22 protein-coding genes and 2 pseudogenes are annotated in these 23997 nt (G+C 56.5%); 7 read left to right on the top strand and 17 right to left on the bottom strand.

The features are described 5' to 3' along the window. Positions 1 to 387: 387 nt before the first annotated feature. The 7 genes and pseudogenes from BMY98_RS18610 to BMY98_RS18575 form a co-directional block, all read right to left on the bottom strand. Positions 388 to 1725 carry a site-specific integrase gene (locus tag BMY98_RS18610; protein ID WP_245760093.1) on the bottom strand — a complete coding sequence of 446 codons (1338 nt, stop codon included), beginning with the start codon at positions 1723 to 1725 and terminating at the stop codon, positions 388 to 390. A gap of 8 nt (positions 1726 to 1733) precedes the next feature. Next, positions 1734 to 3578: a MobH family relaxase gene (gene mobH, locus BMY98_RS18605; RefSeq protein WP_139214536.1), complete on the bottom strand. Its 1845-nt coding sequence runs from the start codon at positions 3576 to 3578 to the stop codon at positions 1734 to 1736. A 989-nt stretch (positions 3579 to 4567) separates the two neighbouring features. Beyond that, positions 4568 to 6103, bottom strand: coding sequence for a conjugal transfer protein TraG N-terminal domain-containing protein (locus BMY98_RS18595; RefSeq protein ID WP_074891588.1), 1536 nt, complete (start codon positions 6101 to 6103; stop codon positions 4568 to 4570). Beyond that, positions 6100 to 6480, bottom strand: a complete 381-nt coding sequence (locus BMY98_RS18590; RefSeq protein WP_139214535.1) for a hypothetical protein — start codon at positions 6478 to 6480, stop codon at positions 6100 to 6102. The genes BMY98_RS18595 and BMY98_RS18590 overlap by 4 nt, the downstream gene beginning before the upstream one ends. A 10-nt stretch (positions 6481 to 6490) precedes the next feature. Continuing rightward, on the bottom strand, positions 6491 to 7795 hold the full coding sequence (locus tag BMY98_RS18585; RefSeq protein WP_425438892.1) for an integrating conjugative element protein: 1305 nt from the start codon (positions 7793 to 7795) through the stop codon (positions 6491 to 6493). Between the two features lie 79 nt (positions 7796 to 7874). Further along, a pseudogene (locus BMY98_RS18580) lies at positions 7875 to 8816 on the bottom strand (TIGR03756 family integrating conjugative element protein). Beyond that, a complete protein-coding gene (locus tag BMY98_RS18575; RefSeq protein ID WP_175514191.1) occupies positions 8813 to 9244 on the bottom strand; it encodes a TIGR03757 family integrating conjugative element protein in 432 nt (143 codons plus the stop codon). Before BMY98_RS18575 ends, BMY98_RS18580 begins: the two are co-directional and overlap by 4 nt. A 468-nt stretch (positions 9245 to 9712) precedes the next feature. Between BMY98_RS18575 and BMY98_RS27910 the strand changes: the two genes are divergently transcribed. The 6 genes from BMY98_RS27910 to BMY98_RS18550 all read left to right on the top strand — a co-directional run bounded on the left by BMY98_RS27910 (position 9713) and on the right by BMY98_RS18550 (position 13957). After that, the gene (locus BMY98_RS27910; protein ID WP_342742120.1) at positions 9713 to 9886 is read left to right on the top strand and encodes a tyrosine-type recombinase/integrase; all 174 of its coding nucleotides are present in this window, start codon (positions 9713 to 9715) and stop codon (positions 9884 to 9886) included. Positions 9887 to 10471: 585 nt separating this feature from the next. Next, positions 10472 to 11068 (top strand): Pycsar system effector family protein, encoded by a 597-nt coding sequence (locus BMY98_RS18565; protein WP_074891584.1) that lies wholly within the window; start codon positions 10472 to 10474, stop codon positions 11066 to 11068. Beyond that, positions 11065 to 12336, top strand: a complete 1272-nt coding sequence (locus BMY98_RS18560) for a nucleotide-binding domain-containing protein (RefSeq protein WP_074891582.1) — start codon at positions 11065 to 11067, stop codon at positions 12334 to 12336. The genes BMY98_RS18565 and BMY98_RS18560 overlap by 4 nt, the downstream gene beginning before the upstream one ends. A 184-nt stretch (positions 12337 to 12520) precedes the next feature. Then, positions 12521 to 12820 (top strand): hypothetical protein, encoded by a 300-nt coding sequence (locus BMY98_RS18555; protein WP_074891580.1) that lies wholly within the window; start codon positions 12521 to 12523, stop codon positions 12818 to 12820. A gap of 11 nt (positions 12821 to 12831) precedes the next feature. Next, entirely contained in the window at positions 12832 to 13230 is a 399-nt protein-coding gene (locus BMY98_RS26930) for a Rap1a/Tai family immunity protein (protein ID WP_139214534.1), read from the top strand. Between the two features lie 94 nt (positions 13231 to 13324). Then, positions 13325 to 13957 carry a hypothetical protein gene (locus BMY98_RS18550; protein ID WP_083398833.1) on the top strand — a complete coding sequence of 211 codons (633 nt, stop codon included), beginning with the start codon at positions 13325 to 13327 and terminating at the stop codon, positions 13955 to 13957. 1117 nt (positions 13958 to 15074) lie between these two features. Here BMY98_RS18550 and BMY98_RS18545 read toward each other — a convergent pair. The 10 genes and pseudogenes from BMY98_RS18545 to BMY98_RS18500 form a co-directional block, all read right to left on the bottom strand. Then, positions 15075 to 15323, bottom strand: a pseudogene (locus BMY98_RS18545) (hypothetical protein); the annotation flags it as partial. Next, positions 15320 to 18217, bottom strand: a complete 2898-nt coding sequence (locus BMY98_RS18540) for a conjugative transfer ATPase (RefSeq protein ID WP_425438891.1) — start codon at positions 18215 to 18217, stop codon at positions 15320 to 15322. The pseudogene BMY98_RS18545 and the gene BMY98_RS18540, both read right to left, overlap by 4 nt. 80 nt (positions 18218 to 18297) lie before the next feature. Further along, positions 18298 to 18717, bottom strand: a complete 420-nt coding sequence (locus BMY98_RS18535; RefSeq protein WP_074891576.1) for a TIGR03751 family conjugal transfer lipoprotein — start codon at positions 18715 to 18717, stop codon at positions 18298 to 18300. Between the two features lies 1 nt (position 18718). Further along, on the bottom strand, positions 18719 to 20203 hold the full coding sequence (locus tag BMY98_RS18530; RefSeq protein WP_074891573.1) for a TIGR03752 family integrating conjugative element protein: 1485 nt from the start codon (positions 20201 to 20203) through the stop codon (positions 18719 to 18721). Next, the gene (locus BMY98_RS18525; protein ID WP_074891571.1) at positions 20193 to 21086 is read right to left on the bottom strand and encodes a TIGR03749 family integrating conjugative element protein; all 894 of its coding nucleotides are present in this window, start codon (positions 21084 to 21086) and stop codon (positions 20193 to 20195) included. The genes BMY98_RS18530 and BMY98_RS18525 overlap by 11 nt, the downstream gene beginning before the upstream one ends. After that, positions 21083 to 21739, bottom strand: a complete 657-nt coding sequence (locus tag BMY98_RS18520; RefSeq protein WP_074891570.1) for a PFL_4703 family integrating conjugative element protein — start codon at positions 21737 to 21739, stop codon at positions 21083 to 21085. The genes BMY98_RS18525 and BMY98_RS18520 overlap by 4 nt, the downstream gene beginning before the upstream one ends. Then, entirely contained in the window at positions 21736 to 22116 is a 381-nt protein-coding gene (locus BMY98_RS18515) for a TIGR03750 family conjugal transfer protein (RefSeq protein WP_074891568.1), read from the bottom strand. The genes BMY98_RS18520 and BMY98_RS18515 overlap by 4 nt, the downstream gene beginning before the upstream one ends. 12 nt (positions 22117 to 22128) lie before the next feature. After that, a complete protein-coding gene (locus tag BMY98_RS18510) occupies positions 22129 to 22467 on the bottom strand; it encodes a TIGR03745 family integrating conjugative element membrane protein (protein ID WP_074891566.1) in 339 nt (112 codons plus the stop codon). A gap of 14 nt (positions 22468 to 22481) precedes the next feature. After that, entirely contained in the window at positions 22482 to 22721 is a 240-nt protein-coding gene (locus tag BMY98_RS18505) for a TIGR03758 family integrating conjugative element protein (protein ID WP_074891564.1), read from the bottom strand. Further along, positions 22718 to 23035 carry an integrative conjugative element protein, RAQPRD family gene (locus BMY98_RS18500; protein ID WP_074891602.1) on the bottom strand — a complete coding sequence of 106 codons (318 nt, stop codon included), beginning with the start codon at positions 23033 to 23035 and terminating at the stop codon, positions 22718 to 22720. Before BMY98_RS18500 ends, BMY98_RS18505 begins: the two co-directional genes overlap by 4 nt. Positions 23036 to 23360: 325 nt before the next feature. On the opposite strand from BMY98_RS18500, the gene BMY98_RS27685 reads away from it, so the two are divergent. Beyond that, positions 23361 to 23990, top strand: coding sequence for a DUF6988 family protein (locus BMY98_RS27685; protein WP_074891562.1), 630 nt, complete (start codon positions 23361 to 23363; stop codon positions 23988 to 23990). Positions 23991 to 23997: the final 7 nt, after the last annotated feature.

Here is a 23997-nt window from a genome sequence, read left to right as displayed (position 1 = left end):
ACCAATTGGTCGTAGGTTCGAATCCCACACGACCCACCATTTCGAAAATCTGGAAGGCCCATGAAAATGCGGATTTCCAGATTTTTTTTTGCCTGAAAGGCAGTGGGGCGCGAGTCCTGAGGTCGGATCTAGCTTTCGCCGAACGTACAGACATGCAGCCGTCTGGGGCGAACCTTAGTTTCGAGTTGACGTGATGTCAATATTGATCGGCGCGATGGCAGGGACGACCGCCTGCAGCGGAGTCAATGGAATCAGCGACCCTTCGTCGAAAAAAACGGTAATGGGTAGCTGGTAAAAATGATGCACCCCGATTGGTAATCTGGCGGGTTTGCATGAGCTGGCTTCAGTGATCTGCGCGGCCGTTTTTTCTCGGTTGGCCCATCCTGGCTACCAGCCAAATGATCTTTTCCCAAGTCTGTTGAGCATCAATGTCAGCATCAGCGAATGCTCTGATGCCTCGCCCTCTGCCGGCGGCTTCGGCAACTCAAGATCCTCCCACCATGTCCCTGGTCCATCCCACGTGAGTTCGTGACTCAGCCCCGTTCCCATCGGAAGCAAGGCCTGCTCCAAGCTAAACCGTTCTGACTCAAGTCTGGCGACGTGTGTCAGGTGCTTGGAATCTGAAGTCTTGTGGATGAATTCGATGGTTTCTAGCTCATCCTCGAGTGTGGCTTCACGTTCTGGCTCGTCTGGAGCCACCAATAGCAGCGGCGGTTCAGATGCTGCGGCCGGAGCTGCGAGCGGCGGATGGGCACAGGTTGGTATCTGCTCATCGACGCGTCGCTCGAAAGCTATCGCGCCTTGCGCCAGACTCCGTTCATGCAGCACGGTGCGCATGTGGTCGTAATCGACTTCGATGTAGCTCAGCGTCGTGGCGATATTGGAGTGGTTCAGCAAACTCTTCGTCAGATGGATGTTTCGCTCCGGTTGCCTCATCAGGTCTGTCGCTAGTGTGTGTCGGAAGCGGTGAGGGGACATGCGGATGCCGATCTCCTGGCTTAGCTTCTTGTACATGCCCTCGATCTGGTCGATGTTCATAACCGCTGATCGGTAATGCATCGAAAACCGGTTCACGTTGAAGAGCTGATCATTCGGCTCAAATCCCTTATCTCGGGCGGCCTCGAGCAGACGCAAGATGTGGGGCTCCAGGCCAGGCATTATCGGGACCGAGAACTCTCGGTGAGTCTTCTCCGTATCTGCCTGGACGGTGATGATCTTGTTGATCCAGTCCACGTCTCTGTATCGGAGCGTCAGCAGGGCGTTCAGCCGGATACCGGTGTAGTAAAACATCTCGAATACACCGAGCCAGAACCAGGCCGGAGTGACCTTGCATCTTTTTTTCGTGCATCTTTCCTCGGCCACCATCGACCTGAGCCAACTGCGCGCACGTTTGATGCCGTCCCGTGCGATGGTTTTACTCGGCCTTTTCGGAGGGATGACTGCGGTCTTTCTGAAGGGATTGATCGAAGTGTGATTCAGCGTCCCATGCTCGATGGCATATCCCCACACGGTACGCAGGTGATTCGAGTAGGTGTTCCAGCTCTGTTTAGCGAGACCACGTTCCAGTTCCCCGCGTCGCCATCCGAGCACCGACCTGTGATCAATCGACTCAACCGGGCTTGTTTCTCCAAAGTGCCGAAGCAAAGCTCGCGTGGCGGCGAGATAGATTTTGGCCGTTGATTCTCTCAGGTCGTGAGTGAAGATGTAGTCGTGGGTCAGGTCCATGGCGGTGCTCATACCGAAGTCACCGATGATGCTTCGATGCTCAGGCTTGGGTTGTCGAAAGGCACATCGACAAAGACCGTGAGAGGGTCCTTCAGCAGGTATCCTTTAAGTTGCCTGGTGCTTCTGGGACCGGCAACTTTACACGTCCAAATGTTCAAACCTTTCTCCGTCTTTCTGTGCATTTTTTGTTTTTCGAAGGCGCGCTGTACCAACTGCCACGCATGAATCTTTTTGGCGGTTGCCTGGGCTTCCAAGGCCGGAAACTCCTGCACGAAGCGCTTGAAGATCCCGGGCGTAACGAGCATCGCGGTGGCATCCACGGTGTGCACCAGCGCCTTGGTGTCGTTGATGATGATTCGGCGCGAAACCAAGCCGGCGCGAAGCCATTCCACGAAGGTTGCGCCTAAGTCGCCTGCTTCGTTTGCCATGGGAGTGGGCACGTCAACGATGGCGTTTGGCGGGTCGATCGGGCTGGCTTCGCGTATCTGCACCTCATCTGAAGGCAGTGATCCGGGTGCCGGAGTCTCTGGCGGTGGCTCAGGACTGGTAACGCTCTCCAGAAGGCTGAGTAGCGACGCAACCTCGGCAAGGTCGGGGATCGCTGGTGAGGTAACCTGCGTGACACTCGGCGCTCGGGGTATGTTTGCGGCATGTGCCTCTCCACCCGGCTGTTGCTGGGAAGGGTGCACAGCAGCTTCGATGCCCTCGCTGGCGTCGCCTGCCTCAACTGTCACCGAGCCGGAATATGGGGGTGGGCGATCCTTGGGATCTGTCCAGATCAAAGCCGGCGAGAGCTTCAATACGGTGAAGCTGTTCTTCCAGCCGTTGCCGTTATCAATGGCAATTTTCCAGATCGCTTTGTCTTGGGCGTTGGTCTGAATCACTCCCTGATCCTGCAGCATGTTGAAAAATGGCGCGTTTGAACTCGGCACGCCATCGACTCCCTGTACGAGCAGGAATGCTCGCAGTTGATCTGCGATCGGCTTGCTGACGAGCCACAGTGCATCGTCGGCGAGCCAGCCATCCGACGGTCCGTCAGGCTGGTTCAGTTTGAATTTGTCGCGCACCAGGTGGCGTAGTCCGTCGGCCAGTTGCCTCTGCAGTGACTGCTTCGGTGCCGCCAGTGCACGAGACGGATTCCCTCCCAGTTCCTGTGCGACGGACGCCTGATCCGCCTTAATGACGATCTCACCCAAAATGCCGGCTTTTTCATACTGGCCAGCCAGCACATAGATCAGCTGCGACCACGGCTCGGGGAAGCCGCAGAGCCAGTCGAGGATCTCCCCCGACAGAATCTGCGAATAGAGAAGTGCCGCTGCCGCCCCGTGGAGTTGATAGTCCCGGCCTTTTGTATAGCGGAATCGGTAAGGGTTTCTGATCGGGCCATGCCATGGGTGCCACGCCTTTCCGCACTGGTATTCGACGTGAAGGTCCACCGCGATCTTCCCAATGTCATGCAGCAACGCTCCGTAGGCTGCAGCCGCGGTCCAGGCTTCAGCTTGGGCTGATTGGGATTCTGGAGGGGCGCCGATCGGGAGGAGATAGGACTGTCGGATCTTCAAGGCATAGGCAACGATTTCCAGGCCGTGATCCAGCATGCCGCCGAGGTGAGCATGATGATGATTTTCGGAGGCAGGGAGCTGCTGGACCAAGTCGGCATAACGTTCGAGCGGCAGTCGATATAGGCTCACGAACTGCTGCCGAGACAGGGAGGCCCGCTGCCAGATGTTTTCCAGCAGTGCTTGTCTGCGCGGCGTGGCCAAGAGCTCGCTCGCCCGTTCAGAAAGCAGAAAGCCGCCCGGCGATTCCTTAACACGAGGCGGTTCCTTGATTCGACGGAAGAGAGAAAACATGGCCAGCTCCAAAGACAGTTCACGGGGCAGGCTTTTCCACTATCGACTCTCTCGGTACAACGAGAAAACGGCGCTCGCTTTACAACGCATTTCGAAGGGCACTACCTAGTCAATAGAAGATGACTGCGTGGGTAGATATCTGAAAGAGGACGGGTCTTGTTCGAATGTATGGAATTTCCTACAAGGCATGTGCGCTCTGTGGCCTTTTCCTACAAGTGAATCCCAGATATTGGGATTAATGGTGTTCACGCTTAACGTACGGGGTAGAGCGGGGTGGACACCTTTTTCGCTCCGAGCCCTTTCAGATAGGGCTTTTACCCTTGAATAACCATTCCGTTTGCTTGCAGCCATTTGGCTCCCGGCCATTTTGCAAGTCATGCACTGGGAGGTTGAGAAATTCGCCCATCACTCGGGGCTCTCGGTGTGGCCCATCACGCCGTTACCCTGAGGACACATTCGATGAAGCTTTGGTGACATGCTCAAGCGCAGGGCAATTAGGCAAGAGAGATGCTGTTGGCATATCAGCCCGTTTGAGTTGCGCGCTCTGGAATTCCGGTTTATATCTGCGGACAGGATGACGGAGCTGACAAGGAGATATCTACTATGGCCACATCTAGGCAACCAGGAGTGGCGAACCGTCTGGGCTACAGCATAGGCCGGGTAATCCGTTTCTTTTTGGTCGACTCGAACTCCTTGCTGCGCTGGGTAAAACGTGCCGTTTTATTGGTCCTACTGACCGCCGTGGCCGTGCAGTTTCTCAGCTGGATCGCGGGTGCCGTTCTGTCCCTAATCTCATTCGGGCTGATCCTCTTCGTGCTTGCTAAGGGAGATCTGTCTCCTATGGCCCAAGTAAGTGAATGCATGCGCGAGGACGAGGGTGGCTACCGCTACGGGCTGTCGGGCTACGGCTATTACCTCAACGGAGAGCGTATCGACGGGGATGACAGCTGAGCCGTCGCGGACCGTTAGCCTGCAGCCGATCTGCCGCTCTACTTTTTGCCTCCCGAGCTGGCATCTATTCCCTTCGTTCCCAGCTCCCCGCCCTTGGCTCCAGCGCTACGCACGCCGTCGGTTCCAACTTGCAGTCCGCTCATCACTGAACCGGCTGAGATTCCCGCCCAACCCAGTGCGGCGATCCAGAACGCAGGCAAGATGATGAACATCGCACCCATCACAAAATTCAGGATCGCGTCCTGCGTCGCCGTATTCAGCCCCATCACTGGGTCAAAGCTGAGATGTGGCGACCCTGACCCGTACAGGGCATCCAGGATTGTGCTGTCTATCCAGCGTGCCAACTGGAACCAGAAATCCACAAAGATCAGCGAGAAGAAGACGACTGTCATGGTCATCGCTGTCTTCAACTGATAGGCCCCGATCACCAAGACCAGCGGCATGCTGACCACCATCGCCATCTTCAAAAACGCCATCACCATGGGCAACGCCTGACGGACCATGTCCATGCCCGGGAAGTAAGCAAGCGATCCAAGTGCGACACCCAGGGTGCCGCCAGCGCGCGCTGCGCCGTTCCATACGGTGCCGCCAATCTGCCCGCCGTAATCTGTATAGACCGCCCCTTGTACTTGGCTGGACGGCGCGACGAGCTGCCGAACCAGCGCTTCATTCACTTCATCGGACGACAGCCACTTCGCCCAACCGAGGAATCGCGTCATCAGGCCTGGATCAATCTGCGCCTGAATCCTGTCTTTGAGCCCTGTCCCATCGTCCGACCACCACTGCCTGCAGGTGGGATATCCGCCGCCACCTGAAACCTGTGGCAGTCCCACATCCCGGTTGGCGTTGTACGGCCAGGAGGCGCGCGGTGTTTTAGAGTGGTCTGTGTCGTAATACCCGGAGGTTTTCAGAAAGAAGCTTGAGCCAATCCAACTCAAGTCCTTGAGGGTCTCACTATTGTTTGCTGCCGACCCTAGCTCAGGTTGACGCATGAATAGCCGAGCGCGGGACGGGCCGTAGCAATCGTGGGTGAAGTCGGCAATTTCTTGAGCAAGGAGGGGATTGTTGATGCGTGTGTTGTCGACATCCATCCGCATTTGCCTGAGATCCGTGCCGCAAGGTATAGAGGCCACTGCTCCATTGGTCAGCCCCTTGGAGAGGGAGTGCATAAAAGCCCACCACACTGGCAAGCGTGCACTTTGCCCTGCGAGGCTTGTGAAGGAAGTATTCCAGCCCGTGTCGGCAGGGGAAGGCAGGTTGTACTGACACTGCTGTGCGCGGGCCTGATCAAACTGGAGCGTGTCGAAGCTGACCGTCACCGCCGGCACGCCACACAGCGCGACCACCACATAGCCCACGTAGATACCGGTTTCGATCCGAGCCAGGGACAGCACTCCCTTATTGCCCTCATCAGCGCCTTCGCCCCGGGCTTTGAGCCATTCCCTCACGATGATCACGCAGAAGGGAACCGCGAAGAGCCCTGAGTCCTGGATCATTTCCCAGATGCCGTTATTGATGATCCATCCCACTAGGGTCAGGTAGTACTCAAGATAATCATTGGTATAGAGCGTCACAGGAAGTCTCCTTGCTCGACTGCGACCTTGCTCAGCTCGATCAACAGCACCAACAGCGCGGCCATGATTTCCACTCTGTGCAGTCGCTTATCGCGCTGTTCCGCCTCTTGTTTGTGAAACTTGGCTTTCAGCGTTACCCAGCCGGCGGCCAGGCCGACGTACAGCGTCATTCGCCAGGCCAGCAGGTGCCAGTAATGGTCGGTTCTCCAGGCCTGCCAGCCCTGCACTCCGCCGACGAGCCGGAACATGACCGCGCTCAGCGCGATGGCCAGCACGCCAAGCAGCACCAGGCAGGCTATCGTCTTCACTCCTTTTCCAAGGAGACTCAAGGCTGAAGAAAGCTGGGAACTGATGCGATGCATCTGGGAATCGGGCATGACGGATTCCTCAGTTGCGCTGTTTGCTAGGCGACTGCAGCTTGTTCAAGCGATCCATTTCCGGATCGCCTTGCATCACCGCGCGCGAGCTTTCGGCTCGGTCTCTGCTCCGCTCGATGATCTTCATCGGCGAGTTCTGCGCGAGCTGCTGGCGCATATCGAGTTCCATTTTCAGGTTGCCGATCTCTTGCTGCAGCGCTGAGCTCTGTTGACTTACTGCCTGGACTGCCAGGTCGTTGGAGGCAACGTTGGGCTCTTTGCTGCCGGCCATCATCGTGCGCTGAAGCGCTAGCGCTTTCTCCAGAACGTCGGAAAGCGCGACCTCTGACGCGAGGCGGCGGGCCAACACATCCTGATCACGCTCGTCTTTCAGCGCGCTCACCACGCCCCGCGTGACAGGCAGGGAATTGCTGCTCGCGGCCTGGAGGTTCTCAACGGTTAAGGGCTTACTGCCTGTCAGAAGACCTTGCAGCACTTCCAGCTTGGTGTCGTAGGTTTCCTGAATCAGCGGAGTGAGGCCTACGCCGGTGGCGGTCACGGTTTTTGAGCAGATGTCACAGGTTTGTTGTTGTTGTTCCCCGAGCACACGATTGGCGAAGGTTGTTGCTTCCCCCGGCGATGACCATACATTGCAGATCAGGCCGTTATTGCAGCTATCACGGCTAATCGAGGAGCTGTCATTCACTGATCGCTTGTTCAGCATGTTGTAGCCTGCCTTCGCTACGTCGCTCACGATGCGGATAGGCTTTTGCCCCGAGCCACCGGCTCGCTCGCCTCCGATCCAGGTCACCCCATCATTTCCGCCTTTCTTCTCGACCTGCTCGATCGCTGAGATGGCATCTGAATTGGTCGCCAGGGTCTCACTCATTGCCTGCCCCTCGGCGAGCTTGCCCCAGCCCATCTGGTTTCCCGCAACGTCTGCCATCTTGTTCGCGATGGCCCGACAGGTGCCCTTCGAACGATCAAAATCGAGCCTGGCTTGCAAGATCCCGTTGGTGATCAGGTTGTACAGCGCAGGGTTTGATCGTTGGAGTATCAGGGCGGGCAGCGATGCAACTGCGCCGGTGGCGTTCGAAACCACAGATGTCATGATGTTCTGAAACCCGGAGGTTGCTCCGTTCAACTGGTTTTCCAGCGTGGTGCTCAGGTTCATGTTTCCGCAGACCAGGTTACTACTCCAGCCTCCGCCCACTGAAATGCTGTCCATATTGCCGGCACTGCCCATGGTCACGGCGTTGCCGCCGCCGATGCTATAGAGCACGTCGTCACCAATGACGCTGCCGGAAGAGGAAGCGTTTATAGGGTCGGCGGACATTACTGATGCGCTGGCGAGGCTGCAGAACAAACAGAGAGCCAGGGAATTGAGTTTCATGAGTTGCTCCAGTTACTGAACTTCATTGGCCGCCGGTGCTGCCCAGGAAGGTTTGGCCGCGACGTTCGCAGCACGAATACGGCCGCCAGAGCGCCCAGGCGTAAGCGCCGTCTTCAGCCTCGATTCGCGGACCGCTGTTGGGGAATACTGCGCAAGAAGGGCTGAGCGTCGGCGCGAGCTCCTGCCATTTGCCCGAGGCGGAATCACCTTCTTTAAGGGCGCCGGCGGGCCAGTAACCGTCGTGAGGTCTAGCGGCCATTGGCAGGTAAACGTGGATCTGGCCCCGGCGTGTGGTGATGTCGCCGGCGCGCTGCGCTATGACTGCGGCGGTTTTGTAGTCGTCCGGCTGATGGAGGAACCCGCTGCGTGGGTAGACGGCGCCCCACTGATCAGCGGTCAGGTAGCTCCCGACTTCACGCACGCCCGGAGTCAGGGCTTAGGGAAATGCTGATTCAGGAACGCCTTTCCGCCACGCGATGGCGTCGAGGGTGCTGAGAAAGTAGGGGATGAAGGGCAGCGTGGCGCCCTTACAGACGTATCCTGATGCGCTGGCAAACTTTGTGAACGTCGCTCCGCCGGGGTGGCCGATGACATCTGCCTCTTTGAACTTGAGAACGTTCTCTTCACCGGTGTGGTTGGTGGTCCCGTTGTTGCCGGCCTGGGCTGCTGAGTTTGGCGCGCCGAGGGCTGACATTTCTGTCCACGGGCTCAAGCCCGTGTTGGCGTAAGCGGTCACTACCGCGTCTGGGACGTAATGGCGGACCTTGGTCGATGTTTTGACCTTGCATCCATATGGGGTGCAATACAGCCAAAAGCAGATGCCAACGACCTTATATTCCATGCATTGAGGGGATAGGGTAGACGTGATGATCGCAGCGGTCGTGATGGCGCCGGATGCTGAAAATGAGAGGCCCATGGTCATGAGCCAACTGAGCGGATGGAGGTAGCGGGGTACGCGCCTCATTGCGGCGCGCTCCGGGCTCTGTCGACCAAGGCAATCGCTTTGGCCACATCGGGTTCGCCGTAGACGACATAGCGACGATCGACGACTACGGCGGGTATTTTCTCGACACCGATACTCCAAGCGTCAGTGATTCCCTGCTGCGCTTGGGTCAGCTCATGCTGGAGGCGGATTCCTTCCGGACTTGCTAGGTAGACCTGGATGGTTGACGCAGCTTTTGTCGGGTCGGACGGCAGTCTGCTTGTGAGATACGCTTCGAGCCGTTGCTGCTCGTCGAGAACGATGACTCGGTGTTGTGCGGTATTGGTAACCGGGTGCGCGTGATCGGTGACAACCCATGTTTCGCCTTGAGCAGACGCGCAGGCGCTCAGCAGCGCGATTGCCAATAGCCGCTGTTGTATCAAGTCACGACAGAGAGAGGGGTGGAACATGAAGCTGTACCTTTTTGAATTCGGGTACAGCAGAACTGAATGGGGTTTGAAATTCAGCTTGAAATAGGATTTTGGTTGCGGCGGTATTTTCGTGAACACCCTGGCACGCGGGCCTGTAAGCTATTCAGGAGGCTTTTGCCAACTCTCTCAGGACCATTCTCGATTCATCACCAATCCTGACATAGAGCCCCATGACTGCATCCATCCGCCGACGGAAATCAACCAGGGCTCCCGACCTCGCAATGTGTATCTGACCCATCCACGATGCCTTGATGCCTTGGAAGGCTGGATCGTTGTTCGCTTGCTGCGCCGCAGGGGCCTTTCCGGTACTGACGAATACCGAGGCCTGCGCCCAGGTTCAAAGCTGGTTACTACACACAAGGGTCAAGCCTTTGAACTGGCGTTCAAGCATCGTGAGCTGTACGGAGGGCGAGAGTTTACCGGGCCTGTGATTCACTCCAACAGACCATAAGCAGGCTCTACCGGCAGGCGGGTATCAAGCAAGGGTCGTCGCACAGCGGTAGGCGCTCATTAGCGGCCAAGACACTTGCGGCAACAGGCGATGTTGAGACGGTGCAGACCATACTCGGTCATTCATGTCTAGATCACAGTAGGGCTTACTTGACAGTCACCAAGGGATAATTAGACATGCATTCGAGGTTGCGCTGGCATAGAGACATCAGTAGTGTTTGTTGGATCCATGTGTGCACAGGATCTTGGTCTGGGCCGCATTCGGCCTCGGTAGCGATTGAACAGGGAAATCCCGGCAGGTCATCCAAGCGCCCCCCGAGCCTCGCCGTAAACGCGGGGTTATGTCAGTAGAGGGGCGCTATTTTTTGGGGCCGCGAAAAGCAGGCGGAGGGGGTCAGCAACGTGTATACAGGGCATTGGATTGATGGTGGATATGTGTACGGCCCGGTTGAGTCGGGGAAGTATTGGGTTGATGGTGGCTATATACACGGTCCTAAAAATAGTGGCAAATTTTGGATTGCAGATGGCTATATATACGGCCCACAGTCCAACGGTAGGTTTTGGATAGACGATGGGCATATTTATGGCCCCTCCAAAACTCTTCCTTGGCATGAGTGACACGCGTGGCTGTTAAAGTGAGCGATGTAGCTTCCAGCGTCGACTCCAGTCTTTCCAAACTGGATTTGTGCTCCCAGGCCGCTTTTTGCAATATGTGATGCAGGATGATATCACCTTGAATTATTTGAGACCCCCAAAATGAAAGAAACTGAGTTGGCGGCGGAGAAGCAAGGGACGGTCAGCGATGAGCAAAAGCTTCGCTTATCGAGTATGTGGGACAGCTTAAAACGATTTGATACATACATTGGGACAGTGAATTTCAAGAGTGGACTGTTAACAACTTTGAATGCTGCAATCTTCGGCGGTGTTGTATTGAAGGCAGATGCCTTTATTAAAAATGGGAGTTATTACCAGATTCTGTTGATTGCGATTTTGGCGGTGATAGCAATGCTCTCACTATTAAGTATCTACTACGTCATAAAAAGCATATGGCCGAATCTTGCGAGCGCTAGCACTGGTACAAAGCCTTCGCGGTCACCATCCATATTTTTCTTTGGTTCTGTTTCAAGAAATTTTATTGCCGCAGAGTTTGTTAATACGGTTCAGCAGAAAACGATCGACGAGCTAGAGCGCGATTTGATAGTGCAAGTCCATGAGGTTGCTGTGATAACAGATTTAAAGTTTAAGGTTATTGCAAAGGCGGCAAGGTTAACTGTATGGAATTTGGTATTTTTGCTTGGCTTTGGTTTTGTGCAGATCCTTGAGGCAACGGGGTATTATTTATGTCACGGATGAATAAGTTGTTTGGCTCATTTGAGATGGATACATCAATCACCAAGTCTGTACGTGCCTCTGACTCTAAGCTACAGACGAGAATGGCGGCAGAATCAGCTTCGTTTGAGTCGGTGGAGCAAGTGCATGACTACAATGTTCAAAATAACATTCGTCAGTTGTATGGCAAGCCAGGAATCAGCGATGCGGTCATAGGTGGTCATCCAGATTTTGATCACCTGGTCGAGTCGCGAGCATGGGAAAATGGGTTCGTGACGTCCCTATTCGTGGACATTCAAGGCTCGACCCGGTTGGGTGTATATTATTCGCCAGAAATGGTTTTTTACTTCAAGAATCAGATCATAAAGTGCGCCATTGAATGTGTGATGGCATTTGATGGGCACGTTCACCGGATCATGGGTGACGCCGTGTTGGCCTTCTTTAGGGGGAATGGAAACGCGAACAACAGCGCGATCGATGCAATAAATTGCGGAGCCGTACTTGTCCAATATATTCGTGAAGAGGTCGTTCCAAAACTGCGTGAGCGCGGCTTGGCTGAGGACGTTGGTATAAGAGTAGGCATTGATTATGGCTCACATGAACAAGTGCTTTGGGGTATGTACGGTTATGCAGGTGTCTCTGAGGTCACTGCCACATCATTTCATGTCGATGTAGCGGCAAAGCTTCAGCAAAGTGCTCCTCGTAATCGAGTAATGCTGGGGCAGTCTATAGTCGAGTTGTTGGATTTGCATGATGAGATCATTGAAGTAAAACGCGCTATAAGTGGTGGGGAAAAAACCAATTTGCCGTTTGTTTCGCCGAACTATAAGGACGTAGATGGACGTCCAATGAACTATCGACAGTATGTTCTTTCTCAGGACAGATACAGTGCCCTCCTTCCTTACCCAGAAGATGCGGACGAACCAATCCGAATAACAAGCACTATAAAACGAGAGAAAGGAATACAATCAGAGGATCATTACTTTAAATGTTCTAGATCAGTTCCGTTGCGACAAGGTATTGAGTTCAAAGCCCTCTTTTCTACTGTTACTCAGGCTGAAAAAGTTCAGGTTAAATTTCGTGTAGAGAATAATGGAAAGCAAGCCGAAGCCGCTGTAGACAAAGGGAATCATGACACTGTGATCACGGCGAGGAGACGAGACAATGGGGAATATTTCGCGAGTCACTGGGAGTGCTCTGCCTATCTTGGCTTGCATTACATGTTTATTTCAGTTTATGAGGATGATGTCATCACTCATCGAGAACAACGATACAGCCTATTTATAGGGTAGCGTCCGGCTGGTCAAAATTTGCCGACGCCTGGTAGGAGTGCCGTGAGGGCATTAGGCAAACTCGCCGTGAGTTGAGTTATAGGCCAGTGATAGGAAAAGTCCCAGTGCCCACAAGCCTGCCGAATCGCGGGCTTTGACAGTGTAAGGATGCGGCTTTCGCGTCCTCAAAAACGGTGCAGGCTCTATGAATAGTATCTATCTTGAAGCACTTGAGGAATTTGAAGCCCTTACGGGCACACCCTACCGCGGTGAGCTTTACGCAACTCCAGCATCTGTGCCGGCTGAGCTGCTCGATCTGATCAGCAAAGCAAAGATCAGTCAGGCTAACGCTCAGCAAATGAGCATTACCCATCAGATGCAGCAGTTCAAAAAAGGCAGCATCGTAGTACTGCCAGACGATAAGAAGTACTTGGTGGGTGAGTTTCAAGCGTGCGCGGAACAAATAGAACTCTGGAGTGCGGCACGCTCAGATCGTAAAAAGTAGGAAAAATCAACATGAATATGGATTTCAAGGCCGCTTGCCTAATGACGTTCGCAACGTTTCTACCTTGCGCGGCGTCCGCTGCTGAACTGGCTCCCGGAGTGCTTGACGCGCAATGGTTGGTGAAAAACTGCGGTTCAGTGCCGCAGGATTCATCAGTCAAGCCGAGTGGTATCGGTGCTGCTGCCGAAGCGGGAGCATGTATTGGCTACCTCGGCGCGCTTGCAGAGACAGCTCCAATTCTGAATCGTGTTGTGCCAGCAAATGCTCAGGTGTGTACGCAGGGCCAAGTTAGTCCCGCTGGCCTTGCGAGGGTGGTGCTTGACTACATCAAAAGACGACCCGCTGTGGCAGGTGATCCGCGTCTCGTTGTTTCGCTTGCAGCGCTCTCCGAAAAGTATCCATGTCGGTAGGAAAAACAGCGCCACTCAAGCGCAGCCTTCGAACGTTGGGCAGTGCGCATAGAAGGACACACTTTTTGAGGCCGCCAATGCAAAGGAATGAGATATGCACACCCAAGCCAGAGTACCCCGCTGTATGAAATCTTTCTCATTCCTCACGTCTTTAGCTTTTTTTATAACTGCCAACGTCGCTGTCGCAGATCAAAATCTGTGGGTGTCTGCCGATCGAGTAGACCGTCATACCTGTCCTTCCGTTAAATGCGGGGTTGCTGGCCAGCTAATGTTCCGCGAAGGAGTCGAGGTGTTCGAGACGAAAAACGCGTGGGTCCGCGTGACTGAGCCGTACTCAGCCTCCTGCTCGGGCGGTATCAGTGAATACGTGAAAAGCGGTAACGCTGCTTGCGTTGCCAGCAACGGCATCAAGAACGGGACGTTCGCAGAGTGGGTGCCTGTAAAGTTGCTCACAAAGACGCGCCCTGCTGATCCTGGTGAAGGGGCTGAAGGTGACGATATGTTGATTAAAGGCTCAGACGACTATCGTCTATACCGCAGCGAGTTTGCCAAAGCAGCGCGAGAGCTCATATACAGTGGCAGCTGCACTGCAGGCGATTTTGAAGACGCCGGCGGCTGGATGTCCTCACCAGCCAAAGGTCCAGGTATCTATTTCGTGTACTGCGGCGGCATGACCATAGCAAATAGGCTTTACCTAGATGCGCGCTCGGGCAAGACTAGTCGGTAGTCAGTTGAGATCAATGAAATTGAATATTAAGACGTGTTCCATCTGCAAGCGTCCGCTAGGGCTTGTTCCTGAGCTTGCGGATTGCGGGGGGGATTGCTTGGAGTGCATGGCTGAAGTAGGTGATCCAGACGCACAGGCAGCGCTTGGCCGCATCCGAGAGGATTGGCGAAAGACCACGCACGCTGCTCAGCCGCCGGAGAGCCAAAACAGGTAGAAAAAAGTGGCAGGCACAAAACCGAGGAGAGTTATTCATGCGAATCCTTACGTACAAAAGAACTCATGTAGGTGACCCCGACAGAGCAGGTAGATTCGGTGTCAATGGTTGCATGGGAAATGTACGGAGCTGGGAGTTTGACGCCGTGATTGGTATTGGGGGAATAGGTAATGAACCACAGAGTCATGGAATAGCAGGCCGTGTTACTTGGGTCGGCCGACAACCTAAGAAGCAGGTTGATGCTTCCGGTTCAGGGCACCTTGTTACCTTCGAATCATTCATCCTTTTGGACACTAAAGGTCCACTACTCTCAGATATTGCTCCCTGCCTTGCTCGAAGGATGTACGAGGGCCGGGTCCGTACCCTGTTAGACGGCTATTCAAGTGCTGAACAGGCCGATGCCGAGCATGTCATCCAGACACTGCTCGGATCTACTTCTAAAATGCTGCCCCAAGAGCCGCCGTCAACGTCTGATAGCAATTTCATGGAAGGCGCAACACCCTGCCCTCATACCTGCCGTAGACGCAGAATCGATTGCTAACTCGGACTCATTCCGTTGGCAATTCACACCTAGGAAATGCCCCTACCGCGCCAAAGGGCTTGGTGGTTGCTGCCTCTTAGGGCGACAAGTCACCCTGCCTACCGCCAGCTCCACGAACAACGGAAAGCTGCATGAGCAAGCTTAACCAGTCCCATCCCTCGGCGCTCAACTTATCCGGCGAGCTGGACGACCACGACTAGGGAGCGGCGAAACGGCAGCCACTCAAGTCGCTTACGGCCGTTGTCGTATTACCGATCGTGAGATGGTTCAGGTTGTTCAACAGCTCCAGGAATGGAGGCGCTGCGCGTACAGATCGGGCTACGCATCACTCCCTCCATCGAATCGATAAGCGCATTAGTCCGCAGCGCTTCAATCAGATCGTTTTCCACTGCCTCAGGCTGCGGATGCAGCCGCAACCAATCCTCAAGCACTGTCCTTATACGCGCTTCCACGTCCCGCCGATCCACAGCCCTCGCAAGCACCTGCTGCAGTTGCTCAATCAAGACCGGAGCACAAACCCTCAAGGACTCCAACGCATCCTCTTCAGGCTGTTGAAGCAACTGGGTCAGGCTTTCAATCAAGCTCTGGGTCAGGCTATCAAGTGTTCTCATGCAGGGCGCTCCGAGGCCTTGGTTTGGTCAGGAAATGTTATGATGTGCGGCTCGATCCCGCGCAGCCGATCGAGGTCAGCCGCGACCTGAATGGCGGCCCCAAGCTCGTCGACGCCGGTTGCCTGCACGATGTCGTAGCGCTGCTTTTTCTCTTCCGGCTCGGTCATGGCCAGCGCGAGGTAGAGGCTCGGCGGGACTGCGCGGAACAGCACTTCCATGCTTTTCGACAGAATGACGCCCTCGGTGTACTTGCCGCTTTCCTTACGCGCGGAAAGCATCAGCGCTTTTTGCGAGGGGGTGAGTTCTCGGAATCTTGAGATTTTTTCTACCTCGTCCGGGGGCATGTTCAGGCAAATCCACCACTCAATCATGTTCAACATCGGCGCCGCTGCCGGTGGCAGGTCGTCGACGTTTTGGGTGGCGAGCCAGAACCAGGCGCCGAGCTTGCGCCACATTTTGGTGATCTTCACCGCATAGGGGGAGAGCAGTGGGTTCTTGGTGATGATGTGGCCTTCGTCCGTCAGCTTGACGATCGGCCGCCCTTTGAACTGATCGCGCTCGGCGATGTTATTTACCGTGTTCAGCAGCGAGATGTAGGCGATCGACAACTGCGCGTTGTAGCCCTCGCGAGAGTAGGTGGCCAGGTCGACGATGGTCAGATCTGACTCAGGCCACGGCGTACCTTCGCGGTTGAACATCTCTCCGTCCGCGCCCATGCAGAACATGTCCATGGCTTCGGCCATCTCAAGCATCCGGTTGCGTCGTGGCTCGGGCATGCCTTTTTGCATGCCGGCAGCGCGCAGCGAGTTGCGGATGTCCTGAGTCAGCACGACTCGGTTGTCAGCCACACAGCTCTTCGCGGCGTTCAGGATGCAGTGGCGAATGGCGCTGCGGTCTGCCCGTGTCAGACGCGCATCTTCCTTCTCCTCTCCGCCAGTGATCATCAGCCGAGCCACGATCTCCAGCTCGCCGAGGATGTCTCGCTGGTCATCTTCCTGGCTGCTCAGATGCGCGTCCGATGACTCCAGGTCTTCCGCATCCAGGATCTTTACCTGCTCAGGTGATTTCACCAGCCGCGCTGCGTCGGCGAAAGGGGCCAGGCTTACGCCGGAACCCGGGGACAGCCTGATGCGGTTAACGCTCAACCCCAGCCGTTGCGCGAAGTCGCCGGTCAGCCCGAAGCTGTTGCCGGCCTCGACGATGAACAGACGCGGCCGGTAAACCGCGATCAACTGATTGACCAAATTGTTCAGGCTGGCGGATTTGCCGGCACCCGTCGGGCCGAAGACGAACAGGTGCGCATTCATCTGTCGGTCGAGTTTGTTCAACGGGTCGACGGTCAGCGGCGCGCCGCCGCGATTGAACAGCGTCAGACCAGGATGCCCGGTACCGGTTGAGCGCCCCCATACCGGAGCCAGGTTCGCAATGTGCTGCACGAACATCAATTGGGTGTACCAGTCGAGCGCGCGTCGCTGGTTGGGGTCGAAATTACCGGGCAACCAGCGGATGTAACTGTTCAGCGGGGCCACTTCGTCGCGCGGTTCTACAGGCGTCATGCCGGCGCCGAGCAGGGCGTTACTCAGTTGCAGGCTGCGCTCGTCAAGCTCCGCTTTATCGTGCCCGCGCAGGTAGAACGCGACACTGCCGCGATACAGCTTGTGCTTGCGGCCCAGCAGTTGGCGCGCGGTCGAGACGTCTTCCCGGGTGAGGATCGAGGCTTGGGTGTCACCGACGGCTTTGCGGGACAGTTGCTCCAGGTGACCTTCGAGCGTGTCTTGGGGGGTGATGACCAACGTGATGCAGAGGATGGTGTCCTCCGGCATTTTGTCGAACAGCGCGTTCAGGGCATCGCCGCCTTTGCGCGTCTCTCCCGTCAGGTGCCCGGTCTTTGGAGGCTCCCGAAGACGATCGAGCATGACCACGCGATGAGGCATGCCGTCGAAGCACCACAGGCCTGTTTTCACGTCCGACAATGGCTCGCGATAGCAAAGGTTTTGAGAGAAGTCTGTGCCGCTGGCAAGGGGCAGCTCACCGTGTACGGATGTCGGTGCCTGCTCGCACACCAGTTCGTAGAAGCGGAGGATATCAGCATCGGTCGGCCCAAGGTGATCGGGGCATGGGTTGAACCAATGAACCAGCCAATGACGAATCGCCTGCCCGTCCATTTGCCAGGCTTTAACGCCGGCGTTCGCCAGTGCGCCGACGAGACGATCGCAGATGATTTTCAAATAGGCAGCAGGGCCTTGTCCGCGAACGTCACTACCGCTTTTGGCGCGGCGATAAACGACGATACGCACACGGCGTTGTTGACCGCGCCAAGGGAGTTGGCTGACCTTGGTGTCCTCGAAGAGGCCGCCGGGTTTTGAGATGGCTTCAAGGTGTTGCTTGAACAGTTTCAAGTAAAGCTCGGTGAACGCAGTACCTTTGGCGCGCGGCTGGATGTAGTCCTCCAATTGGCGGAGGTAATCGTCCCAGTTGGTTTCGTCCTGCGCATACATCTGAACGACCCAGGGCGACGTCTCCAGTTCGTCGAACGAGTCCTGCAGCGCGTTCTCTAGCGCATCGCGCGCCTTGCGCAGCCATTCCTGATCGCGACCCTCGGTGCCGATAGGTGTCAGCTCGAAGAAGGCCGCGCGGGATACGCCATCTTCGAGCAGCATGACCTGCTCCTCGTGGAGATAGTCCACCCATGGCAGCAGATCCACGAAGGATGGATTGACGCTGTACAGCCTGGCTACGTCTGAGTCGGTAGCCGCTTTTTGTTTGGGGTGCCTGACTTCATCGGCAGAGGGTATCCTGAGCGATGCAAGGCGGTCGAAATACCGCGCTGTAGCCGCGTTGAATTGCTCCTGCTGCTCAGCGCTGAGTTCGCCCGTGAGCGCAGATGCTGACATGTCGTTGAGACTGTCTGGCTCTCCATCCTGAGGCAGTCGCCCCGAATCTGCGCCTGCTTTAGATCTACCGAACAGCCGCATCAATAATCCTCCGTGCGTTCGCCAGGCATCGCGTATAGCACACGCTGGTAGAGCGGAAATACCGTGGTGTAACCCGGGACCGGCGCCGGATCAGAGCCCGCAAGATGGGGAAAGATGTACATCACCAGATCCGGATTCGGCAGGCGCTTGAACTGGCTGTAGATCTCGTTCTGCGACGTCCGGGCGAAGGCGCGATTCGCATCTGCTAAAGCTTGCGGAACCTGCTCGAGCGGTCTGCGCAACGCCGATCGAGCGTCGAGAAGTTGTCGGTTGGTCGCATTGCCACCGCTGCCCGTTGTGCCCTGATCCCAGACATTCAGCATGGTGTCATTGCCATGGGGCAGCAGCTCATCCTTGCTCGTTGAACAGCCCGAGGTGAGCGCGGCGAAAAACAGGCTGACGCAGACCTTCAGCTTCATATCAATCGAGATTGGTCGAGACATCGTCAACTCCAGAGGTGTAGTCGACCTTGCGGCCTTTGAGCTCGTAATCGATGGCGAGCTGTTGGTCCAGGTGGATGGCCACCTTCGCCCCGGGTTGCACGTAAACAGCGGCGAAAGCCTGCCCGTAAAGCTTGTTCACCCAGCTCGAAATGTCGTTGACGCCTTGGCCAATGATCTTGCCCATCGCCTCACCGCCCGAAATTCCAGTGGTGCTCACTGCGCCACCCGGGGTCGCAACAATTGAGGTGCTGTTGCCGTCTGATTTGATCAGTGACGCAGCGCCGGCGCCCGCGGCAGTAATCAAAACCTGCGAGCCGATGTATTGAGATGCGTTGCTCTTACGCTCGCCGCTGATGCAAGGGATGCCGTAGGGATCGCTGATCCATCCGAGTCCCCCCCGAATGGTCTGCTGGCTCCCGCTGTTCTGCCCCGAGCTCTGGTTGCCGTTCACTTCCTCGGCGGGGGCAGGCAGCGTCCTTACGGTGCCGTCGTTGAACACGAACGTGAGGCTTTGGATCTGGCCGCGTACACACGACAACGTCCAGTCTCCTGATGCGGTACCACTGGCGACTGCTCCAGCGACGTTAGGCAGATCAATACCGTTGGCAGTGAGGTTATCGGGCCCGATCAGGACCTTGAACGGGTAGGGATCGTTAACGGTTCCATCAATGGGGATTCGGCCAATCAGCGCCGACATCGCGACGGACCCCATGAGTGTCGAGTTCTGTGGAAGCGTGTAGACCTTTCGCACCTGCTTGCGGCGGTTCTGCGAGGAAGCACCGTCGGCGATTTGTTGCGCGCCAGTGCTCAGCGCGTTCTGCCCGCGGTCCAGCGTCGCGCCGAATGATGTCGGGAAGCTGAAGCCGTTGGCGATCTGGTTCGATCCATTGCGCACAGGCCTGCCGTTGGCGTCGACCGGTGTCGCGTCCTCAGGATCGATCCATACCAGCTCCAGATCTGGTGCTCCTTGGAAGCCTTGCCCGTCGCCGGGCAGCACGCCGAAGCCGATGGGAAGATCCGATGCCGCTGCGCTTCCGACATTCTTCTTGTCAGCCAACGATTCGTACTGTTGCTTGAGAGCGTCGGCGAGCCCCTGGCCTTGTTGCCTGGCTTCCTGCTGCAACGTGTTCTGCACGCCCTGCAGTCGGTTATCAATGGTGTGGTCTATCTCGTTCAAGCGTTTCTGCAGGCCTTGGTTCTGTTCCTTCAGGTCCTCATTCCCCTTGAGCGCGTTACGGATCTGTTGTTTGAGCTCTTTGCTCTCGGCAACCATCGTGCGCAGGGTGTCGCTCGCCGTATCCCCGTCGACGCCCAGCTTCTTCGCTTGATCTTCAGTGAGCGATGGCGCGCCATCCTTTTGAGGGCCCCCGGCCGAGGGTGACCCAAGCGACCTGACGATAAGCACGAGCGCCAAGAGAACGAAGGGGATGACCAGAAACTTCAACAGCGGATTATTCTTCACGGCTGCCTCCTTTCGGATCGATCCGAGCGATATTCGCCGGGACCAGCGACTCCGCCAGTCCGTGCCCTCGCGTTACCAGATAGACGATCGTCGTATCGGTGGCGTGTCCCTTTGCATCCAAATAGGGATGCTGGAAGGTGGCTGCGGTGAAGTCACCCATCAGCTCCCTGGGGTCGAGCGTGAGATGTTGCTCACTTGTGTTCTGCAGCTTCACCGCGGTTACCCAGTAACCCGCCATACGCCATGCGCCCAGTGCGGAGGCATTGATGGGGTGGGTAGGGAGCAAGGTGGTCAGGTCCAGGCGGCGGTTGAGGTTGACTTGAGACACGCCTGGCACTGGCTCCACCGTTCGAAGCGGTGCATAAAGCATCTGGGCCGCGTAGCGAGTGATCACCACGGGAATTGGGGTATCAGTCTTCGGCGCCGCGGTGTCGGTGCTTGGTGTCTGTTCCTCTGGTTTGTCGTCCCTGGGATTTGCGCCTGTGTTCTTAGCGACGTGGCTGCGTCCGGAATGACTGCCTGGCTGTTGGCTAGCGACAATCTTCATCGGCTCAAGCGCAGCCTGATCTGGTGGGCTGACGGTTGCCGCTATATCCACCAACATGATCTCGCCTGAGGCGACGTTCTGCAGCTGCGCTCGGGTAGGCGGGATCTGCTCATTCGCTAACAGGTAAATGGCCCCGCCTGTGCTCTGGATTCGCAGCTTTCCCTTCAGTGCGCGGGGAAGGCCTACACGTACGTTTTGGTCAACGAATACGATTCGCTCTTGCCCGACAGTGAGCGGCAGTGCGATGGGAACACGCTCCCACTGCTGTATTTCGACCGCGTTGGCGTATCCGGTTAGGCAGGCAGCCACGACCAGCCCGTAGATAAAAGACCTCATAAATGCTTGTCTCCAGTCACCGGTGGAGCGGGGGCCTCAATGCGCTGAGGATTGCTGCTGTAGCAGTTCCAGGTGAGGCCGAAAGGGTTCTTCTCAGGGTCCGCTTCAGATCGGATGACGTGGAGCGGATACCTCGCAAAGGCTCGTTTCACACGCTCACCACCGAAGTACTCATCCGCCACCATGTCGAGGCGAACGGTCCAGTCGTTGATGCTGTGTTGCTCGATGCGCGATTCAGATGCGTCGCCGATCCCTCGCCCGGGGATCTCCGACACAGCACGCTCCCGCCTGCGAAGCTCGCCGCTGTTGCGCCGCAGCTCGAGGTCTTTCTCCAGGTAGCTCCTGCAGCTGGGCGTGAGATAGCTGGCGAGTCTGGCGATGTTGTCCTGGTAATCCGTCTCGCCATCCAGCGTCCAGCGATTCATTTGCTGAAAGATGTACAGGCCAAACGAGTACACCGATTCGGGTGGGATATCCCACCATTTTCGGGTGCTTCCAGACCGCAGATCGGGCGGCACATGAATGGTCAGATCCTTGGGCGCGCTCTGCCACCCGTAGGCCATGTAGAGCCCAAGGCAAACGAGCAGGCCAATGACCAGGCGCAGGCTGTAGATGTGAGCCTGCTGGGCGTCGACTTTCTTGCGATAGCTCATGAAGCCTCCGAGCGACGACAGGTCCACGCACCGGAGCGTGTGATGAGACGGGATGCACTGAATGTCGGAAAATGAAGGGCGATGTTGAGTTGGAGCTGGCGGTACACCCAGGTCTCGGGCCGGCCGCGCTTCATGCGACGCAAAATCCGGCTCGCGACGGTGAGTCCGAGGACACCACCGGCCAAACCGCCCACCATGATCAGAGCCCAGTTACCAATGACAGCAGCGGCGGGTATCCCGAGCAGGAAGCCTGAGCCACCGCTCAGCGCGACCGTTCCCCACATCTCGTCCGCCGTGAGGCCACCCATCACCACGGGCTGGTTGTTGAGTCTAACCGGCAGGAAGCTCAATGTCCCGTCGTCCAGAATGTCAGCCATGGTCAGCGTCCTTTAAAGAATGCCGGTGGCTTGAGTTACGAGGAAAATCCCCACCGCCAGGATGCCCACCCCGACCGTGGCGGTAGCACCCAGGTCTCGCCATTTTTTCTTGCCGTCGTGGATCTCGTGGTAGACGCCGAAGGCGTGCCAGCTAACACCGAGGAACATGACGCCCACAATGATCAGCCCGATCAGCATGAAGCCATCAAATCCCCAGTTCTGGATCGTCTGAAGAATGTTGGTGCCTTCACCGCGACTCGGGGCTTGAGACTTGGGTAGGGCGGCAATGGCAAATTGCGGTAAGCCGATGGCTAATGTGGCTGCACAACTGGCGCTTAACTGACGAGACATCGTCGACTCCGGGGTTAACTGAGAACAAAAACAGCGAGGATCAGGCACAGCGCGACGCTGCGGATAACTGCCGGTAACGCGATCACGCGATCCAGATTTCCGGTCGCCCAGCCCCGATAGCAGCTGTAAACAGCCCATGCAGCCCACAGCAACGAGATGGCGATCGCGAAGCCTACGAACAGTGAGTAGCTAGCGGAGGCCGGGAACCCGGCTGCGGCTTTAAACGCGGAAGATTGCGTGCCCGACATGCTCATGGCGCACCCGTTTGCGCCTTGATGTAGCTGCCGGCGATTTCCACGGGATCGCGGGGCTGCGCCCTGCTGGGTGACAAGTAATTCTCCAAGCCGTGTCGGATGCGTCCGATGTCGCCGGCGAGACGTTCGTAGTCCAGGAAGAATCTTTGGCCGGGCTCATTGGCAACCTGAGCGCTGCGGTGGGCGGTGTCCTCCAGTGCGTTTAACTGGCGGATCATCACCTCCACATTTGTTCGTTCCGAAGCCGATGCAGCGTGTCCGGTTTCGACCTGTGTGCAGGTACCTAGCACAACGATGAGGCCTGCCGGGAATATGTGGAGGTGAAGTGCTGCGGGGGCGGGATACTGTTTCACGGCTGAGCTCGGTGATTCCTGATGCCGTCAGCTTGCCGTTTGCAGGGGGAGGGTTACCGCAAGAAATCGATTGTTGGGATGTTTCTGATTTCCCCTATGGTGTATGAGCCATAAGCAGCCTAAAAAGAGGCGCCAACCTGTTTGGGCGTGGTGCTCAACTCCACCGACGCGCGCAGGCCCCGTGCTTGGCATGGCGCACGCCGCACACCGGCCTACCGGGCGTGATTTTACCTTGCACTCTGCAGTTCCAAGGACGTAGTTACTTCACCATCAGGAGACCTGCTCAATGGAAGATTTTTTGGATCGCTCGGATGAGCTTCACATCGAAGTATTGCGCGTGCTGGAAAATGTACGAGCGTATCCGGGAATCAGGCATGAGGTAGCACTGGTCGCTTGTGGTTTGGCGTTCGAGCACGCGCTTGGCCTGCGCCTGCTAGTTCGGACTGCGTGCTATTCCTCAGCTCTGGCAATGATGAGAATGCAGTACGAGGCCATTGCGCGCGGTGTCTGGCTTCTTTACGCAGCATCCGATGCGCAGATCGAAATCCTTAGCTCCCCACTGACGGTTGGCTCTGAAGCTGCGGCCAAAAAAATGCCCATGTTCTCTGCGATGCTGGGTCAGATAATCGACAAGGCTCCACCCCAGCCATCAAGGATGTTGCAGGGTTTCAAGGATCAGAATTGGGATGCGATGAACTCCTTCATTCACAGTGGAGTGCACCCGCTAAGACGTCATGTGGAAGGCTACCCTCCCGAACTGATCGAGACAGTTGTCAGGAACTCGAACGGGCTAAACGTCATGGCGCTTCAACTCGGTACCGTCGCGTCAGGAGATAAAAGGTTTGAGGGCGTGGTAAGAGCTTTGCAGGAGAAATTCAACGATGCTCTGCCGGGATTGATTTCTCCTTTGGATTGATGCCAGC

The sequence above is a fragment of the Pseudomonas graminis genome, from assembly GCF_900111735.1.
Lineage (GTDB): Bacteria > Pseudomonadota > Gammaproteobacteria > Pseudomonadales > Pseudomonadaceae > Aquipseudomonas > Aquipseudomonas graminis.
Note: the sequence above shows the minus strand (reverse complement) of the source record. Positions and strands in the feature narration are given on the sequence as shown.

Excerpts from the sequence above, each read along its gene's own strand:
- BMY98_RS18610 (WP_245760093.1), bottom strand. The coding sequence starts at position 1,725 with ATGGACCTGACCCACGACTACATCTTCACTCACGACCTGAGAGAATCA.
- mobH (WP_139214536.1), bottom strand. The coding sequence starts at position 3,578 with ATGTTTTCTCTCTTCCGTCGAATCAAGGAACCGCCTCGTGTTAAGGAA.
- BMY98_RS18590 (WP_139214535.1), bottom strand. The coding sequence starts at position 6,480 with ATGCCCGATTCCCAGATGCATCGCATCAGTTCCCAGCTTTCTTCAGCC.
- BMY98_RS18585 (WP_425438892.1), bottom strand. The coding sequence starts at position 7,795 with ATGTCCGCCGACCCTATAAACGCTTCCTCTTCCGGCAGCGTCATTGGT.
- BMY98_RS18575 (WP_175514191.1), bottom strand. The coding sequence starts at position 9,244 with ATGTTCCACCCCTCTCTCTGTCGTGACTTGATACAACAGCGGCTATTG.
- BMY98_RS18565 (WP_074891584.1), top strand. The coding sequence starts at position 10,472 with ATGAAAGAAACTGAGTTGGCGGCGGAGAAGCAAGGGACGGTCAGCGAT.
- BMY98_RS18560 (WP_074891582.1), top strand. The coding sequence starts at position 11,065 with ATGAATAAGTTGTTTGGCTCATTTGAGATGGATACATCAATCACCAAG.
- BMY98_RS18555 (WP_074891580.1), top strand. The coding sequence starts at position 12,521 with ATGAATAGTATCTATCTTGAAGCACTTGAGGAATTTGAAGCCCTTACG.
- BMY98_RS26930 (WP_139214534.1), top strand. The coding sequence starts at position 12,832 with ATGAATATGGATTTCAAGGCCGCTTGCCTAATGACGTTCGCAACGTTT.
- BMY98_RS18550 (WP_083398833.1), top strand. The coding sequence starts at position 13,325 with ATGCACACCCAAGCCAGAGTACCCCGCTGTATGAAATCTTTCTCATTC.
- BMY98_RS18540 (WP_425438891.1), bottom strand. The coding sequence starts at position 18,217 with ATGTCAGCATCTGCGCTCACGGGCGAACTCAGCGCTGAGCAGCAGGAG.
- BMY98_RS18535 (WP_074891576.1), bottom strand. The coding sequence starts at position 18,717 with ATGAAGCTGAAGGTCTGCGTCAGCCTGTTTTTCGCCGCGCTCACCTCG.
- BMY98_RS18525 (WP_074891571.1), bottom strand. The coding sequence starts at position 21,086 with ATGAGGTCTTTTATCTACGGGCTGGTCGTGGCTGCCTGCCTAACCGGA.
- BMY98_RS18520 (WP_074891570.1), bottom strand. The coding sequence starts at position 21,739 with ATGAGCTATCGCAAGAAAGTCGACGCCCAGCAGGCTCACATCTACAGC.
- BMY98_RS18515 (WP_074891568.1), bottom strand. The coding sequence starts at position 22,116 with ATGGCTGACATTCTGGACGACGGGACATTGAGCTTCCTGCCGGTTAGA.
- BMY98_RS18510 (WP_074891566.1), bottom strand. The coding sequence starts at position 22,467 with ATGTCTCGTCAGTTAAGCGCCAGTTGTGCAGCCACATTAGCCATCGGC.
- BMY98_RS18505 (WP_074891564.1), bottom strand. The coding sequence starts at position 22,721 with ATGAGCATGTCGGGCACGCAATCTTCCGCGTTTAAAGCCGCAGCCGGG.
- BMY98_RS27685 (WP_074891562.1), top strand. The coding sequence starts at position 23,361 with ATGGAAGATTTTTTGGATCGCTCGGATGAGCTTCACATCGAAGTATTG.